At 65.0% G+C, this 17262-nt stretch carries 15 protein-coding genes; 10 read left to right on the forward strand and 5 right to left on the reverse strand.

Features of this window, described 5'->3' with window-relative positions; genetic code table 11:
* Window positions 1–24: 24 nt before the first annotated feature.
* The 5 genes from MST27_RS16935 (at window position 25) to MST27_RS16955 (ending at window position 5552) form a co-directional block, all read left to right on the forward strand.
* A complete protein-coding gene (locus tag MST27_RS16935; RefSeq protein ID WP_243607107.1) occupies window positions 25–1047 on the forward strand; it encodes an ABC transporter substrate-binding protein in 1023 nt (340 codons plus the stop codon).
* A 68-nt stretch (window positions 1048–1115) separates the two neighbouring features.
* On the forward strand, window positions 1116–2141 hold the full coding sequence (locus tag MST27_RS16940; protein WP_243607108.1) for an aromatic ring-hydroxylating dioxygenase subunit alpha: 1026 nt from the start codon (window positions 1116–1118) through the stop codon (window positions 2139–2141).
* Between the two features lie 134 nt (window positions 2142–2275).
* Complete coding sequence (locus tag MST27_RS16945; RefSeq protein WP_243607109.1) at window positions 2276–3121, forward strand: ABC transporter ATP-binding protein; 846 nt, start codon at window positions 2276–2278, stop codon at window positions 3119–3121.
* Window positions 3122–3125: 4 nt separating this feature from the next.
* Window positions 3126–3929 carry an ABC transporter permease gene (locus MST27_RS16950; RefSeq protein ID WP_243607110.1) on the forward strand — a complete coding sequence of 268 codons (804 nt, stop codon included), beginning with the start codon at window positions 3126–3128 and terminating at the stop codon, window positions 3927–3929.
* A 195-nt stretch (window positions 3930–4124) separates the two neighbouring features.
* Complete coding sequence (locus tag MST27_RS16955) at window positions 4125–5552, forward strand: amidohydrolase family protein (RefSeq protein ID WP_243607111.1); 1428 nt, start codon at window positions 4125–4127, stop codon at window positions 5550–5552.
* A gap of 108 nt (window positions 5553–5660) precedes the next feature.
* On the opposite strand, the gene MST27_RS16960 is transcribed toward MST27_RS16955, so the two are convergent.
* The 5 genes from MST27_RS16960 to MST27_RS16980 all read right to left on the reverse strand — a co-directional run bounded on the left by MST27_RS16960 (window position 5661) and on the right by MST27_RS16980 (window position 8844).
* Window positions 5661–6449 carry an outer membrane protein OmpK gene (locus MST27_RS16960; RefSeq protein WP_243607112.1) on the reverse strand — a complete coding sequence of 263 codons (789 nt, stop codon included), beginning with the start codon at window positions 6447–6449 and terminating at the stop codon, window positions 5661–5663.
* Between the two features lie 288 nt (window positions 6450–6737).
* Complete coding sequence (locus MST27_RS16965; protein ID WP_243607113.1) at window positions 6738–7574, reverse strand: CsgG/HfaB family protein; 837 nt, start codon at window positions 7572–7574, stop codon at window positions 6738–6740.
* A gap of 18 nt (window positions 7575–7592) precedes the next feature.
* Entirely contained in the window at window positions 7593–8000 is a 408-nt protein-coding gene (locus tag MST27_RS16970) for a curli assembly protein CsgF (protein ID WP_243607114.1), read from the reverse strand.
* The gene (locus tag MST27_RS16975) at window positions 7997–8197 is read right to left on the reverse strand and encodes a hypothetical protein (protein WP_243607115.1); all 201 of its coding nucleotides are present in this window, start codon (window positions 8195–8197) and stop codon (window positions 7997–7999) included. Before MST27_RS16975 ends, MST27_RS16970 begins: the two co-directional genes overlap by 4 nt.
* Window positions 8194–8844: a helix-turn-helix transcriptional regulator gene (locus tag MST27_RS16980; protein ID WP_243607116.1), complete on the reverse strand. Its 651-nt coding sequence runs from the start codon at window positions 8842–8844 to the stop codon at window positions 8194–8196. The genes MST27_RS16975 and MST27_RS16980 overlap by 4 nt, the downstream gene beginning before the upstream one ends.
* A 308-nt stretch (window positions 8845–9152) precedes the next feature.
* Here MST27_RS16980 and MST27_RS16985 point away from each other — a divergent pair, with 308 nt between their 5' ends.
* The 5 genes from MST27_RS16985 to MST27_RS17005 all read left to right on the forward strand — a co-directional run bounded on the left by MST27_RS16985 (window position 9153) and on the right by MST27_RS17005 (window position 17205).
* The gene (locus tag MST27_RS16985) at window positions 9153–9782 is read left to right on the forward strand and encodes a LysE family translocator (RefSeq protein WP_243607117.1); all 630 of its coding nucleotides are present in this window, start codon (window positions 9153–9155) and stop codon (window positions 9780–9782) included.
* 269 nt (window positions 9783–10051) lie between these two features.
* The gene (locus tag MST27_RS16990) at window positions 10052–13450 is read left to right on the forward strand and encodes a hypothetical protein (protein ID WP_243607118.1); all 3399 of its coding nucleotides are present in this window, start codon (window positions 10052–10054) and stop codon (window positions 13448–13450) included.
* Window positions 13451–13595: 145 nt separating this feature from the next.
* Window positions 13596–15473, forward strand: a complete 1878-nt coding sequence (locus MST27_RS16995) for a sensor histidine kinase (RefSeq protein ID WP_243607119.1) — start codon at window positions 13596–13598, stop codon at window positions 15471–15473.
* Window positions 15470–16795, forward strand: coding sequence for a two-component response regulator AauR (aauR, locus tag MST27_RS17000; RefSeq protein ID WP_275973270.1), 1326 nt, complete (start codon window positions 15470–15472; stop codon window positions 16793–16795). Before MST27_RS16995 ends, aauR begins: the two co-directional genes overlap by 4 nt.
* Window positions 16796–17043: 248 nt before the next feature.
* Window positions 17044–17205: a hypothetical protein gene (locus tag MST27_RS17005; RefSeq protein WP_174236515.1), complete on the forward strand. Its 162-nt coding sequence runs from the start codon at window positions 17044–17046 to the stop codon at window positions 17203–17205.
* Window positions 17206–17262: the final 57 nt, after the last annotated feature.

A 17262-nucleotide genomic window follows, 5' to 3' on the forward strand; every position in this document is an offset into this window, starting at 1 on the left:
TGCCTTGCCGATGGAGTTCACCCTATGAAAACGACGGAATCGGGACGCGCCGCGTCCCCGCTGCGCACGCTGCTGCGTCGGGCCCTGTGGCCCGCTATCCTGCTGGGCGCCACGCTGGCGGCTGCCTCGGCGCACGCCAACGACAAGCTCACCTTGCTCACCTCCTGGTACGCCCAGGCTGAGCACGGCGGCTTCTACCAGGCGGTGGCCGAGGGCATTTACGAAAAGCACGGGTTGGACGTGACCGTGAAGATGGGTGGGCCGCAGGTCAACGGCATGCAGCTGTTGCTGGCGCGCAAGGCCGATGTGATCGTCGGCTACGACTTCCAGGTGCTGAAGAATCTCGAGCAGGGCCTGCCGGTGGTGGCCATCGGCGCCTGCTTCCAGGGCGATCCGCAGGGGTTGCTCACCCATGGCGACGTCAAGGGCCTGGACGGCCTGAAGGACAAGACCATCCTGGTCGCCACCTCCGGGCAGACGTCCTGGTGGCCCTGGCTCAAGGCCAAGTACGGGCTGAACGACAGCCAGACCCGCCCCTACACCTTCAACCTGCAGCCGTTCTTCGCCGACCCGAACGTGGCGCAGCAGGCCTACGCCAGCTCCGAGCTGTTCCAGGCCCGGCAGCAGGGGGTGGAGGCCAACTTCTATCTGTTCGCCGACCACGGCTATCCGCCTTACGGCTCGACCTTGGTGACCCGCCGCGACCTGATCGAAGCGCGGCCCGAGGTGCTGCAGCGCTTCTACGACGCCACCATGGAAGGCTGGAAAAGCTACCTGGCCAATCCCGCGCCGGGCAACGCGTTGATCAAGCAGGACAACCCCAACATGAGCGATGCGCAGATCGCCTGGGGCCTCGAACGGATGAAGGAATTTCAGTTGGTCACCGGGGGCGATGCGGCCACCGCGGGCATCGGTGTGATGACCGCCGCGCGCTGGCAGAAGACCCGCGACTACATGGTCGAGGCCGGCCTGCTCGGCGCGGGCGTCGATTACAAGCAGGGCTACGACCTGCGTTTCGTCCAGGGCGCGCAGAAGGTGCTGCCGTAACCCGCCCGGGCCAATTACGAGCCCGGCGCCTGAAGCCGGGCCACGCCAAGATCGATGAGGACACCGCTATGCTGGTCACCAAACAACCCGTACTGCGCCGCTTCTGGTACGCGCTCATGCCCACCGCGAAACTCGCCGAGGGACCGCAACCCTTCACCCTGCTCGGCGAGCCGCTGGTGCTGTGGCAGAAGCCGGACGGCACGCCGGTCGCCATGCGCGACCGCTGCTGCCACCGCACCGCCAAGCTGTCGAAAGGCTTCATCAGCGAAGACGGCAACCTGGCCTGCGGCTACCACGGCTGGGAGTACGACTGCAGCGGCGCCTGCGTGAAGATCCCGCAAAATCCCGAAGGGATGATTCCGCCTGGCGCCAAGGTCGAGACCTTCCACTGCCAGGACCGCTACGGCTACGTCTGGGTCGCGCTCGAGGACCCGCTACGGCCGATCCCGGACTTTCCGGAAGACGGCGCGCCCGGCTACCGACGCATCTTCCAGTTCTACGAGGAGTGGAAGACCAGCCCGCTGCGGGTCATGGAGAACTCCTTCGACAACTCGCACTTCTCCTTCGTGCACAAGGCCAATTTCGGCCTGTTCGACCAGCCCAAGCCGTCCTCCTACGAGTTCCGCGAGACCGATTACGGCTTCGAGGCCGAAACGCTGGTGCCGATCCGCAACCCCGAGGCGAGTTATCGCATCACCGGCACCACCGCGCCGATCACCAACCGCCATCTGATCAACCGCTACTACCTGCCGTTCTCGCGGCGTTTTGGCTGCATGTACCCGGACAGCGGCATCCACCACATCATCTACAACTGCGCCACGCCTATCGACGACGGCCGGCTGATGCTGGTGCAGTGGCTCTACCGCAACGACAGCGAAGCGCAATGCCCGACCCAGGAATTGATCGACTGGGACGCGGCGATCACTGCCGAGGACCGCGAGATCCTTGAAGCCACCGAATACGACGCCTGCGTCGATACCCGTCGGCGGGTGGAATTCCACATGCCATCGGACAAGCCCGGCATCGTGATCCGCAAGCAATTGCTGGCGCTGCTGGAGGCGCACGGCGAAAGCGAAATCTTCATGACTGCCTAGCGTCCCCGGCCCCGCTCGCAAAGACGAGCCGGCCGGATGCCCAACCGCCTTGGAGAACCGTGCATGAACCCGATCCGATCCACACGCCGCGCCACGCCTGTTGCCTTCCTGCACCCTGAACGGAGCGTGCCGTCATGCTGATGCACTCGATCCCTGTCGACACGGCCCACCCCGCGCTGGGTGCGGCCGCCCACGAACCCTTGCCGGTGCTGCTGGCGAACGGCGTCGAGAAGACCTATCCCAACGGCACCCAGGCGTTGCAGCGGCTGAAACTGTCGATTGGCCGCGGTGAGTTCGTCTCGCTGCTCGGCCCGTCCGGCTGCGGCAAGAGCACCCTGCTGAAGATGTTCGCCGGGCTCGAGGCGCCCTCGGCGGGGCACGTGCGCTGGTGGGGCAAGGGTGACCTGAATGCCTCCGAAACCGGCCAGCGCATGGCCATGGTGTTTCAGGAGGCGACGCTGATGCCCTGGGCGCGGGTAGCCGACAACGCGCGCCTGCCGCTGGATCTGGCCGGTGTGCCGAAGGCCGAGGGCAACGAGCGCGTGCAGGCTGCGCTGGAGCTGGTTGGGTTGGGCAAGTTCGGCGGCGTTTATCCGCGCGAACTGTCCGGTGGCATGCAGATGCGCGCCTCCATCGCCCGCGCGCTGGCAACCCAGCCCAACCTGCTCCTGATGGATGAACCGTTCGGCGCGCTCGACGAATTCACCCGTAACCGCCTGGACAGCGATCTGCGCGAGCTCTGGCGGGCACGCGACCTGACCGTGGTGTTCGTCACGCACAGTATTTACGAGGCAGTGTTTCTGTCGTCGCGCGTGGTGGTGATGGGCGCGCGACCGGGGCGGGTGCTGGCCGATGTCGCCATTGAAGGGCCGGACGAGCGCGACGAGGCGTTTCGCCACCAGCGCCGCTTTTATCCAGCAGTGCGCGCAGCTGTCCCGGCTGCTCGCCGAAGCCAACGCCGATGCCGGCCACTGAGGTGACGACATGAACGAACGCACCCAACCCCTGCTGGCCAACCCGCGCATCCAGCGCGTCGCCGCACCGCTGCTGGTCGGCCTGGTACTGCTGGGCCTCTGGCAGTTCCTCTGCGTGGCGCTGAAGGTGCCGACCTATCTGGTGCCGACGCCGGTGGACATCGCCCGTACGCTGGTCGCCGACGGGCCGATGCTGTTCGGCGCGCTGCTGGTGACGCTGAAGATCACCTTTCTCTCGTTCGCGCTGGCTGTGGTGCTCGGCGTGGTCGCGGCGTTTCTGTTCGTGCAGAGCCGGGTGATCGAAGCGAGCCTGTTCCCCTACGCGATTCTGCTGCAGGTGACGCCGGTGGTCGCCATCGCACCACTGATCATCATCTGGGTGAGCAACACCACGCTGGCGCTGACCATCTGCGCCACGCTGGTGGCGATCTTTCCGATCATTTCCAACACCGTGCTCGGTCTGCGCAGCGTCAATCCGGGGCTGCTGAACCTGTTCCGGCTCAACCGCGCGAGCCGCTGGCAAACGCTGGTGCGCCTGCGCATCCCCAGCGCCTTGCCATACTTCTTCGGGGGGCTGCGCATCGCTTCGGGCCTGGCACTGATCGGCGCGGTGGTCGCCGAGTTCGTCGCCGGCACCGGCGGCACGGGCGCCGGGCTGGCCTACCAGATCCTGCAGGCCGGCTTTCAGCTGAACATCCCGCGGCTGTTCGCCGCGCTCTTTCTCATCGCCCTGACCGGCGTGCTGCTGTTCAGCCTGATGGCCATGCTGGCGCGGGCGAGCCTCGGGCACTGGCATGAGAGCGAGCAGGGGTAGGGCGGCAAGCGATGCAGGCGGGCGGTGGAGAACGCGGTGCGGTTTTCCACCCTACGTCGAAGCCGAGGCCGCGGCAGGGGGATGTCGCTGTGCACTTCCATCTTCACTGCGACGATAAGCGCCACGCTGAGTCCGCACCGGCACCGTCCTTCCGGACCAAACCGGCCCGATTCTTTTTCTGACAGGACAACACAGATGCAAATGAACAACTGGCTGATCCGCAACGCCAGCGCCATTCTCACCGGCCTGCCGGACGACGGGGCGCGGCACATCGGGCCCGACATCCGCGTCGTCGACGGTCGCATCGCGGCCATCGGCTCGCTCGAAGCCCAGCCCGGCGAACCCCTCATCGACGCCCGCGATTGCGTGATCTACCCGGCGTGGGTCAACACCCATCATCACCTGTTCCAGTCGCTGCTCAAGGGCGAGCCCCAGGGCCTGAACCAGACACTGACCCCCTGGCTCGCGGCCACGCCCTATCGCTTCCGCGGAGCCTTCGACGAGGACAGCTTCCGGCTGGCCGCGCGCATCGGCCTGGTCGAGCTGGTGCGTTCGGGTTGCGGCACCGTGGCCGATCATCACTACCTCTATTACCCCGGCATGCCCTTCGACAGCGCGGCCATTCTGTTCGAGGAGGCCGAGGCGTTGGGAGTGCGCTTCGTGCTCTGCCGTGGCGGTGCGACCCAGACGCGGCAGCTCGAAGCCGACCTGCCGCAGGCGCTGCGCCCGGAGCGTATCGATGATTACCTGGCGGATGTCGAGCGGCTGGTCTCGCGCTATCACGACCCGGCGGCCGACGCCTGGCGCCGCGTGGTGATGGCCCCTACCACGACGTTGCATTCCACCACACCGGACGAGCTGCGCCTGACGGCGGACGTGGCGCGCCGACTCGGCATCCGCCTGCACAGCCACCTGTCCGAGACGGTCGATTACCTGGACGCCGCGCGCGGCAAGTTCGGCATGACACCGGTGCAGTTCTGCGCCGAGCAGGGCTGGCTCGGGTCGGATGTCTGGTTCGCGCACCTGGTCAAGCTGCTGCCCGAGGAGATCCGGCTGCTCGGTGAAACCGGCACCGGCATCGCCAGCTGCCCGCAGAGCAACGGTCGCCTGGGCAGCGGCATCGCCGACCTGCCGGCGCTGGAAGCGGCCGGTGTCACGGTGTCGCTGGGTGTCGACGGCGCTGCCTCCAATGAAGCGGCAGACATGCAGTCCGAAGCCCATGCCGCCTGGCTGCTGCAGCGGGCGCGCAAGGGCGAACAGGCGCGGCCGCGCTACGCAGGCGGCAAGTTCGAAGGCGGCGCCGATGCGGCCAGCATCGAGGATGTGTTGCGCTGGGGATCTGCCGGTGGGGCCAAGGTGCTGGGGCTCGATGCCATCGGTACGCTGGCGGTCGGCCAGGCCGCGGACCTGGCGATCTACCGGCTGGATGACCCGCGCTATTTCGGCCTGCACGACCCGGCCATCGGCCCCATCGCCAGCGGTGGGCGTGCGCCGCTCAAGGCGCTGCTCGTCGGTGGGCGCCGGGTGGTCGAAGATGACCGCCTCCCCGGGCTGGACCTGGCCGAGCTGGGTCGGCAATCGCGCGAGGCGGTGGCACGGCTCATGACGCGGGCGGGTGCCTAGTCAATCCTGGCCTCCGCCTGATCGGGTGGGATGAAAAACGGCCGCTGGGGTCTGCCAGCGGCCGTTGATCGTTTGTCGTAAGGACGGGCGGCCCGGCGGGCCGTTGCCTTAGAAGTGCGCCTTGACGATGAAGTTGGTGACGTTGTTGTCGGTGTTGAAAGCGCTGCTGTCCTCGATGCCGTACTTGTTCGACCAGTAGTCGTACTCGATACCGACGTAGAGCTTGCCGGGGGTGTAATCCAGCGCCTTGCCCAGGTCGTACTTCACCTGTGGGTTGATGTGCAAATTCTTGGCGAGGTAGTCGCCCCTAGACTTGGAGCCGGCGTCGTTGACGACCCAGTCGATGTAGCCGTCGATGAGGATATCGGACTTGCCGACCGGCACGGTGATGGCCCAGGTCGGCGTGATCTGCCACTGGCCGCCCGGCTTGCCGGTGATGCCGTCGGGCTTGCGGTAGTAGGTGTTGATCGCCAGGCGGTCGAAACCGGGCACCTTCAGGTCGACGGCTGGGCCGAGCAGGTAGTTGCGGTTACGGCCTTCGCCGCGCTCGTAGGTGGCCGAGAGCAAGATGTCGGTTACCGGGCCGAACGACAGGTCCGTGCCGGTGAGCTTGCCCAGCGACAGGCGCGGGCTGAATTCGCCGTAGTAGGTGTGGCCGTCGCTGCCGGAGATGCCGTTGTACCACTTGTTGTCGACGAACAGGAACATGTCGCCCCAGGTCCAGCCGCTGGCGTGTTCGAACGTGATGGTCTGCTGGATTTCGCCGGCGTCGACGGCGAAGTTCTTGCCGTACAGGTACGTCAGGCTGTTGTTCTGCCACAGCATCGGCGCGGCCATGGCTTGGCCGCTGAGGATCAACCCGGCCGCGAAGGCGGCGGTGGTGAGGCTGCGTTTCATCGTGTGCTCCTTGGGGTGCAGTTGAGACTGCTTGTATTAGTTGTCCAAGCGGTCAGGCTTTGCTCGTAAAGCAATGCCCGCGCCAAGTGATAAGGCGCAGCGTAAATAACACAGAAACCCTTTTATTTCATGGGATTGCGATGGCGATGAGGTCGCTGGGCGTAGCCCGTCCGGGCGCAATTTCCTGACCGATGCCTCAAATAAGCGGAGCGGGCAGACAGGCTGCTCCGTTTTAGGGCGTGAGGGGGGCGGGAGGGACCCGCCGCCAGACCGGCGGCGGGGGATGGGTCAGAGTTTGGCCGGCACGCTGCGGTATTTGGCCAGGGCGTCCTTGACCGCCGGTGAGCTGTCAGCGGTTTGCCAGAGGCGCCTGTCCACGCCTTGTGCGATCAGGTGCGCGACGGCTGCTTCGATGGCCGACAACACACAGAGCTGGGCGGGTTCGTTGGTGGTGTAGCCGGCCTCGGCCTCGAGCAGTTCCTTGAACTCGATGAACTTGTAGACGTTGGCGTTGCGGCCGATGGAATAAATCGTCTTGGTCGTCATGACGTTCGACAGCACCTGACCGCTGCGCACGTCCACTGCGCGCAGGTTCACCGTCACCTGGTCGACCCGGTATTCCTGCGACACGCCGATGCCCAGGTAACGCGCACCCTGGCCGCCGCTGCGCACGTTGGTCTCGTAGGCGACGATGGCGCCTTCCATGATGATGTTCGCCGCCAGCAGCGACGGCAGCTCGTTCTGGATGTTCGGCGCCACGTCGGGCTTGGCCTGCGAGGCGCGGATGATCTTGCGCTCGGTGAGCACGTTCTGCAGGCCTTCGCGCTCGAGCACGATGAACCAGCCGCTGGCTTGCATGGCATCGACCAGCATACTGGCCGCTCCCTGGGTCACGGCAGTGGAGAACGAGCTTGCCGGGCTCGGTTTGTATTGCCCGGTCTGGTCGCGGAAGCCATACACGGCGGCCACCAGCGGGCCTTTGGGGCGAGGCAGTTCAAGCAGGTCCTGGTAGGTCGAGGTGCGCGGCGTCAGGGTGGGGGTTTCCTGGTCGGCGGACATGGGTTCGCGTACGGCGCACCCCTGCAGCAAGGCCATCATCCCGACGGCGACGAATAGGCTTCTCATGGCCTTTTAAGCTCCCGGTCAGTTCTGTCCGATCACGATTTCGGAGGTTTCGCCGGTCAACCGGTCGGTGATGTTCACGACCAGGTTGCCCAGGTCGTCGTTGATGATGTTGACGATGAAGTCATCGGTGGTGATCGAGCCGGTCTTGCCGTCGCGCACGTCGCCGAGCAGATCCGACAGCAGGCGGGACTCGAGCTGGCTGGTGAAACGGTCCAGCGCGGAGGTGCCGGTCAGTGACGAGCGGTCGATCGCGTCCGGGTCCTTGGTGTCGTTCTGCGCCTGGGCGTTACCCAGCAGCCAGGCGCCATTGAGCGGGTTGCCGCCGAACGAGGGGTTGACCGGGGTGTAGACCAGTTCGGTCGCACCGACGCTGGTGCTGAGCAACAGGCTGGCCAGCAGGCCGCCGGGGAGGTATCGCCGGTTCATGACAGCTCCTTCGCAAGTTCAGGGTCGTGTTCGAACGATGCGTTGATCTCGTTACGATTCATCGTGCGCGACAGCGCAGCGTCCTCCCGAGCGGGACGCTGGATGTCGTGCAGGAAGGGAGGGGAAATGTCGCGCGGGCCGGTGCCGGTCGCTGGAGCCCTGCCGAGCCGGGCCAGACCACGCGCGACGGCTGTCAACTCAGCGCCTCGCCAGCGTGGCCGAGCACCAGGGATGCGCCCTGGGCCCGATTGGAGGCACCCAGCTTGCCCAAGGCATTGTGGATGTGGCTCTTGATGGTGTGGGTGCTCAGGTGCAGGCGTTCGGCGATCTCGGCGTTCGACAGGCCTTTACCGGCAAGCGCGAGGATCTGCTTTTCGCGCTCGGACAGGTCGTCGATGGCACGCGAGGCACTGGTCAGCTCGCGGTAACGGCCCAGCAGTTTTTCCATCAGCGCGCGGGGCAGCCAGTCGCCGCCCTCGAGGATCGTCGTGACGCCGCGGTGCAGGATGCTGCGTGTGGTCGAGGGGTAGAACACGCCTCTGACCCAGGGGTGCTTGACCAGCAGCAGGCGGGCCTGGTCCGGTTGCGCATTGAGCAGCGCGATGGGCACGTCACGCAGTTTGCGCAGGATGCGTTCGCACTCGGCGTTGTCGAAGCTGGCGACATCCACCAGTACCAGCTCGGCGTCGGCCTGGTCTGTGCGCACGGTGGCGCTGCGATTCATGCGCAGGTGCGGCAGTTCATGCAGGTATTGGCGCAGGGCGGTGTCCAGAACTTCGCTGTGGGACAACAGGGTGACTCGCGAGGGAGTGGATACGAGGGCTGAGCACGCTTTGTCGTTCATGAGCATTTCCTTTGCTTTGAGTGGGCACGCCTGGGGTGCCCTGTTCCCTGCCGCGGGCTGACGGCTTCGACAATTGTCATCGAAAAGTAGTTCAGGGTTGTGACAATAAATAGTCGGAAACGCGAGCTTGTGCCGGTTTTCCGACGAACTGCTTCGTAAATCTGGATGAGCGTCGCCTGGCACCTTTCAGGCAGCGGGACTACATTGATCGCTTTCGGGGCAAAAAGGCGTGGCGAAGCGCCGCAACGGCTTCGCCTTCGAACCGGGCGGCAGCCCTGTGTTCATGCCGGCTGAGGTGGGAGGGCGCTATGTCCGATGCAGCCTATTGGTGGGTGTTCTTCTCGGCGGCGCTGGCGCTGAACCTTGCGCCGGGGCCTGACCTGCTGTTCGTCTTGTCGCGTACGCTCAGCGGCGGCCGGCGCATCGGGGTGGCCTCGGCATGCGGCGTCTGCAGCGGGGCACTGGTGCACGTCGCCGCGGCGGCGCTGGGCTTGTCGGCGATCCTGGCGACCTCGGCGCTCGCCTTCGCGGTGGTCAAGTACGTCGGCGCAGCCTATCTCCTGTACCTGGGGATCCAGGCGCTGCGTTCGGCCGGCGGCCAGTTCAACCTGCGTCCGGCGCCGCGTACCTCCGCGCTGCAGGCGTATCGGCAGGGCATCCTCGTCGACATTCTCAATCCCAAGGCGGCGATTTTCTTCATGGCCTTTCTGCCCCAGTTCGTGCGACCGGAGCAGGGCGCGGTGGCCGTGCAATTGCTGGTCCTGGGCGGGCTGGTCGTGCTCGTGGCGATCGTCATCGAATGCGCGCTGGTCCTGCTGGCGGCGCGGGCCAGCTCGGCCCTGCGAGCGAACCGGCGCTTGGGTCTGTGGCTGGACCGGGTGCTGGGCTCGGTGCTGATCGGTCTTGGCGTTCGTCTGGGGCTGAGCGAGCGTGCGTAGAGGGCGTCAGGGCTCGGGCCTTTCAGGTCAGGCTGTGAAAACCTGTGAAATATGACAGTTGTGCGTTGAGCGGGGTCGGAGCGGTTGCTTCAATGATCCGAAACCAGCGGACATGAGGGATGCTCATGGCCGGTTGCTCGACTCGGACCGATCGATAAGGACGTCCACGACGCAGTAGATCAGCGTTTGTTTCGCTCTGACGGCAGTGGCCGGGTGCATTCCTCGTAGTCGTCCTGCGCCCCTCGTCCTGGCCCAGGGAGCCCCGTGCCATGAGCAAAACCGATCCGGTCGTCAATCGCGATACCCAGACCCTGCCTGAAAAAAATATCCTGATGGATGTCTTCGAAGCCATCCTCAAGCGTGCCGATGAGGGCAAGGCACGCGATCAGCGGCGCGAGGAAATCCTCGAAGATCGTGGCCCCTACCTGGACAACAAGCCGCCGCTGGCGGAGAACGACTTCACGCTCGACGAGGACGACATCGCCAACGTCGACGATCACTGGCAGGCCCGTACCGGTGACCGCCTGTTGCTGTGGGACGACATGCTGCTCGTCACCGACAAGGACGGCAAGGAAGTCTTGATCCACCCGGACCTGCATCCCGAACTCCACGAGCAGGCCAAGGCGATGCTCGACAACGGCGAGGTCGAGGGCGGCCCTGCCTGGGAAAAGGCCGGGCTGTCGGAGGAGCACGCCAAGTGGCTCGGGCAGTACGAGGCGCGCGGGTTCGAAGTGGTCGAGCCGGGGGATTCGCTACCGGAACTCGGCTCGCTGCGCTTCATCGGCCCCGGCTTTCTGGACATGGATGCGGCCGTCTATTTCGACACCGGCTTCAACCTGACCGTGGCCGAGAAGGGCGACGGCTACCTGTTCGAACACGGCACGGCGATATTCGAAACCGGCGACGGCAAGCGTTACGCCGTGTCCAAGGAATACAACGCCGAGGCGTACGAAGAACTCAAGAAGATGGACGAGCAGCAGAAGGCGATCATGGAGAAGATCGACGACGAGGGGTATTCGGTGCTGCAGCCGGACGAAGACACTCCCGTCATCACCGGCGACTCGAAAGTCGAAACCCTGGCCGATGGCGTCAAGGCCATCGAGGTGCCGGGGCGCGGCAAGTTCATCGTGATCGAGAGCCTGACGCCGGATCAGTTCGCCACGCTGCATGGCGACCAGGTGGAAGGCCAGCAGTCGGGCGCGGACGATGTGTTCAAGGACAAGGACCTGCCCACCGCTGAAGAAACCGATCTGATGCGGGCCAAGACCACCGAGAAGGACAAGACGGTCGGCGAGCTCTATTACGAAAAGCTCAAGGAAGCCTACAAGGACGAACCGGAAGATTCCGACAAGGCCAAGTACCTGCGGCTGCTCGAAGCCCAGGCGACCCTCAGCGGGGGCTTCAAGTATCTGCCATACACGACCAATCGCAACGCATTCGGCACGGGCGACAACACCTCGTACCTGCCTGATCAGGTCGACATGGATCCGGCCGACATGCGCGGGCTGATGGATGAGAGCGCGCTGGGTGAAGAGTTGCTACGGCTGGCCAATGAGCCGGAGATCATCGAGGACAACGAGAAGTTCTTCAAAGAAGCAGTCGACAAGGTCAAGGACAAGGACGAGCTGCGCGACAAGATCGCCGACACCATGCGCGACCCCGAATATCAGGAGGCGCTCGAGGAACTGAAGGCGGACGGCAAGGGCGAAGTCGCCGAAGCACGCTACGCGAGCGACATGCAGTCCTTGCGTGCGCTGGACCCCGACCTCGCCGAGCAGATCGATATCGAACTGAAGTTCGGCGTGCCCATCGAGCAGCTCAACGAGATATTCGAGGATGGGGCCGAGGGTGTCGGGTCGGAAAACCTCGACAAGGCCACCAGCGACGTCGTCACCACGATGATCGCCACCACCATGTCCACCCTGTTCGGGTCCAAGCGTGGCTCGGACATCTTCAACTACTACTTCGGCGGCGGTAAGGAAAAAGGTCAGGAAAAGCTGGAGCTCAAGCCCAGCGAACAGAAAATGGTCGAGAACCTGACCAACGCCAGGCCCGCCATCGAGCAGGTGGTACGCGATCGTGCCGTGGCGAACCTCAACGACCCCAGTGCCCAGCCCAAGCCCATCACCGGCGACGAGCTGAACAAGGCCATGGACAAGGCCAAGATCCCGCTGGATCAGCGCGGCGGAGTCGGTGGGGTGCTCGGGTCGCTGGCCAAGCATGGCGTGCTGAGCTCGTCGGCCGGGATGCTGGGCATGGTCGCCGGGATCTACAAGATGTCCGATGGCGGGCTGAATTTCGGCGAAACCGCGGCGGAGCGGATCGAGGTGGCGCGCAACTTCCTCTCGTTCGTCGGTGTGCTGGCGCCGACGGCCACCATGGTCACTGGCGCCTTCGATCAACTGTTCAAGAACGCCGGACTTGCCGACGCGCTGGGCATCGGCAAGGACCTGAGGGAAACCGTTTGGGACAAGCGCCATCCACCCAAGAAACCGGACCTGACCAGCGATATCCCGCTGCAGATGCTCGACCCGGCACTGGGCGCACCCGACGTCAAACCGCAGGTCCCGGATCCGGACCTGGGCAAGCCCTTCACGCCCGAGAATTTCTGGGAGGCCTTCGATAATCGCCTGACCGCCTCGCGACCCGCACTGGAGGACACCATCACCGCCTTGCCGGACGATCAGCGCGATCGTGTCAGCAGCCACGTCGATGCGATCAGCAACAACGCCCCGGACGCGGACTCGGTGCCCAAGAACCAACGCCTGCAATGGATCGGCGGCGCGCTGTCGGCCATTGGCGGCATGGCCGACTCGGCCGGCGGCATTCTCGACATCGTGCTGGGTGGCATGGGCCTGGACAAGCTCATCAAGGAAGGCGGCACGCCCGAGGAATTCGCTGCCAAGGGTCTGCAGATCGGCGCCGGCGCGTTCGGCACCGGGATGGGTATCACGGGTATCGCGGCGGCGTTCGGGGTGGGCGGCGCGGCCATCGCGTCCTCCGTGCTGGGCGCTGCGGGCTCGGTGATCGGCCTGATCGCGGCGATCATTGGCGGGGTCACCGCGATGAAACGCAACGAGAACACCGCCGAAGGGGTGCGCGATTTCTTCCGCGGGCTGGAGAAAGACGGTGTGCTGGAAGAGGGGTGGGGCGACAAGCTCAACTACCTCATTCACGTGCGTTACGAGCATAACTACACCTTCCTGAAGAACAACGAGCAGTACCGCGAGTGGTTTCCCGAGTCCATGCCGGTGTGGGAGGCGCAGCCCGAACACTTCAAGGAATTCACCGAGAAGGTCGAGAAGGACAAGCGCATCGGTGACGACTGGTTCCGTGACACCACCAAGGACCTGGTGGTGCACAGCAGTCGGTTCGACACGGCCTTCTACGAGGAGCACAAGGACAAGATCGACCTCCTCGTCGACAGCTGGGATGACTGGGCTGACTGGAAGGGCAGCGATGACATCGTCAGCGACAAGGATTTCGAGAAGCTGCTCAGTGGCAAGCTCGAGACCACCGAGGAGCAACGCGAGGCCGTACGTTTTCTGATGGAGAACTCAGAATTCTTCGAGTTTCTCGATACCATCCGCTACCACGCCAACAACACCAAGGACGACGGCAAGATCAGCCGTCGCGATCTGGACAAGTGGCTCGATCAGGTGCGCTGAGCCATTCTGAAGACTCGAACGAGACGCAGCGCCTGTACGGCACAGTGCGCCGCGATGACCACTCGCTCCGCTCGTTCGACCGCTGGCCCCTGCCGAGGAACGCCCCGCAACTGGATGGGGTCATTGCAAAGGATTTCGCCTCGGCATGCCATTCACAGTGAAACCGCGCTCAACCACCCGCCTGCTGCTGCCCTTGCTGTTGCTGCTGCCGGTGTTCGCCTGCGGTTACGTGGCGTTCATCGCCAGCGAGCAGGCCGGCATCGACCGGCTGGCCGAAACCGGTGAGCGACAATTGGAGCTCAATGCCCGGGCGGTGGAGAGCGAAATCAGCAAGTACATCTATCTGCCCAGCCTGCTGGAACTTGACGATGGCATCAGGCGGTTGCTGAACGCCCCCGACGATCTCGAGCAGCAGCGACAGGTCAATCGCTACCTGCAGGGCCTCAACGAGCGTGGTGGAAGCCTGGCGGTCTACGTGCTGGACCGGGCGGGGCAGGTGGTGGCGACCAGCAACTGGTTGGCGCCGGACAGTTACATGGGGGAGGACCTGTCCTTCAGACCCTACTACCAGGAGGCCATTGCCGGCTTGCCGGGGCGCTTCTACGGCATCGGCAGCACCCGCGGCGAGGCCGGCTATTACCTGGCGCACGGCCTGGCCGATGCGCAGGGCCACATCTACGGCGTCGCGGTGGTCAAGGTCCGCCTCGATACCCTCGAGGAGCGCTGGTCACGCGCCCAGGTGAAGGCCTACATCAGCGATGAGAACGGCGTGATCATCCTGTCCAGCGATCCGGCGATGCGGCTCAAGTCCTTGCGCCCGTTGAGCCTGGCGACGCGCGAGCGACTGGCCAACAGTCAGCAATATTCCTGGTGGCGTCTCGATGAGCTACGGCTGCGCGCGCGCGACTCGCTGGGCGACGGGCTCGAGCAGGTTCGCTACGACAGCGGGCTGCCCGACCCTGTCGCCTCGGATGTCGACTACCTCTCGCAGAGCTTGCAGCTGGACGACACGCCCTGGCACCTGACCCTGCTGACTCCGTTGCAGGAGGTCCGGCGCAACGCCCTGAGCAACGCCATGCTGGCCGCGGCTGCCTGCGCGCTGCTGATCGTGCTGCTGATCGTCTGGAACCAGCGGCGCAAGGTCATCACCACCCGCCTGGATGCCCGCGAAGCGCTCGAGCGCGCCAATCGCGAACTGGAGTTGCGGATCGACGTGCGCACGGCCGATCTGTGCGCCACCAATGAGCGCCTCAAGGCCGAGATTCGCGAGCGGCTGCAGGCCGAGCAGACCCTGCGCATGGCCCAGGACGAACTGGTGCGCGCCGGCAAGCTGGCGGTCATCGGCCAGATGTCCACCAACCTCGCGCATGAGATCAACCAGCCGCTCGCCGCCCTGCGTACGCTGTCGGCCAACGCGGTGCGCTTCCTGCAACGCGGGGCGATCGATACGGCCAGCGCCAACCTCGAGTCCATCAGCGAACTGGTCGATCGTGTGGGCAAGATCACCGGCAGCCTGCGGGCCTTCGCCCGCGGCACGGACGACACCGGTCATGCGCAGCTGCACACGGCAATCGAGACATCTTTGCTGATGTTGCATCCGCGCCTCGAGACGGTGCGTCCGCTGATCGAGCGGGATTACGACCAGGTGGAGCTGCCGATCGACCAGACACGTCTCGAGCAGATCCTGGTCAATCTCATCGCCAATGCGCTCGATGCGGTAAGGGAGCAGCAAGCGCCCCGGCTGTGGCTCACCGGGCGGCAGCGCGGCGATGAATACGCCGTCGAGGTGCGTGACAACGGTCCCGGTGTCCCGCCGCAGGCGCGCGATCATCTGTTCGAGCTGTTCTACACCACCAAACCCGGCGATGCCGGCCTGGGCCTCGGGCTGACCCTTTCGGCAAGCCTCGCGGCGGCCGCCAACGGTACCCTGACGGTCACTCATCCGCCGGAGGGAGGCGCCGCGTTCGTCCTCACCCTGCCGCGGTCCACGCAATGTTCGAGCCCGGATAGCCGCGCCTCATGACCGAAACCCTGACCGTTCTGATCGTCGAAGACGACCCCCATGTATTGCTCGGCTGTCGCCAGGCACTCGAGCTCGAGGACATCGCGTGCATCGGCGTAGCCAGCGCGGAGGAGGCGCTCAAGCAGATCGGCCAGGACTTCGCTGGCATCGTCATCAGTGACATCCGGCTGCCGCGCATGGACGGTCTGCAACTGCTGGAGCGGCTGCATCAGGACGATCCGGCGCTGCCGGTGGTGCTGATCACCGGCCACGGCGACATCGGCATGGCGGTCAGCGCGATGCGCAACGGTGCCTATGACTTCATCGAAAAACCCTTCTCGCCCGAGCGTCTCGTCGAGGTGACCCGTCGGGCCCTGGAACAGCGCGCCCTGGCGCGCGAAGTCTCGCAACTGCGGCGTCACCTGGCCGGGCGCCAGGCGCTGGAGCAGCGCATCATCGGTCGCTCGCCAGCGATCGAGCAGCTGCGCGGGCTCATCAGCAACGTCGCCGACACCGATGCCAACGTGTTGATCGTTGGCGAGACCGGCACCGGCAAGGAGCTGATCGCCCGTTGCCTGCACGACAGCAGTGGGCGACGCGGCCGGCCGTACGTGGCGCTGAACTGCGGCGGCCTGCCGGAAAATCTCTTCGAAAGCGAAATCTTCGGCCACGAGGCGCATGCCTTTACCGGCGCGAGCAAGCGGCGCATCGGCAAGATGGAATACGCCAACGGCGGCACCCTGTTTCTCGACGAGATCGAAAGCATGCCGCTCAATCTGCAGATCAAGCTGCTGCGGGTGCTGCAGGAGCATTGCCTGGAGCGGCTCGGTTCCAACGAGTCGATCGCGCTGGACTGCCGCATCATCGCTGCAACCAAGGCGGACCTGGCCGAGATGGGCCGTACCGGCGAATTTCGCAGCGACCTCTACTACCGGCTCGACGTGGTCACTCTGGAACTGCCGCCGCTGCGCGAGCGTCGCGAGGACATTCCGCTGTTGTTCGAGCATTTCCTGCAGCAATCCGCCCTGCGTTTCGACCGGCAGCCGCCGGAACTCGACCGTCCGACCCTGGCGGCGCTGCTGGCGCACGACTGGCCAGGCAACGTGCGCGAGCTGCGCAACGTCGCCGAGCGCTTCGCCCTGGGCCTGCCCATCTTCAAGAAGCCGGGCCAACTTGGCGACGTGCCCGGGCCCGGCTTCGCCGAGGCGGTGGAAGCCTTCGAGCGCAGCCTGCTGGCCGCCGCCCTGGAGCGCCACGGTGGCAACCTCAGCCAGGCCAGCGTGGCCCTGCGCCTGGCCAAGACCACGCTGTTCGACAAGGTCAAGAAGTACGGCCTGCAGTAGTGGTAGGGCCGGTTCGAAGTCTGTCCGATTTTTGACGCTCATTCGTTGGCAACGCTAAGTCACTGCTTTGCAAGGCTTAGCTTCATGAGCTTTCACAACCTTTCACAACAGGCCGTCGGCGCCTGCTCCTAGGATGAAATCACCGCCGCCGATCAGGCCCGCCACAAGCGGGTGTCGATATGCAGCGGTAACGCGATGCACCCGCATCACCTCATCTGAAATGCCTTTCACATTCTCAGGAGACACCGATGAGCACGACTCCCCCAGTGAGCAGCGGCAACACCGACGCAGCCATCGCCAAGATGGAAGCTGTGTTCGACATGGCCATTGAGAAGTCCGCCAAGATCACCGAGATCACCACGGCGAAGAAGGCTGAGCTCGACGCCACCAAGCAGCGTCCTCAGAACTGACCTGGGCGCGTGGGCGGTGCCTGGCATCGCTCACGCGTTTCTCGTCACGGCCTGCGA

Origin of the sequence: Stutzerimonas marianensis, from assembly GCF_022810315.1 — a bacterium.
In the GTDB taxonomy this organism is placed as follows: Bacteria; Pseudomonadota; Gammaproteobacteria; order Pseudomonadales; family Pseudomonadaceae; genus Stutzerimonas; species Stutzerimonas marianensis.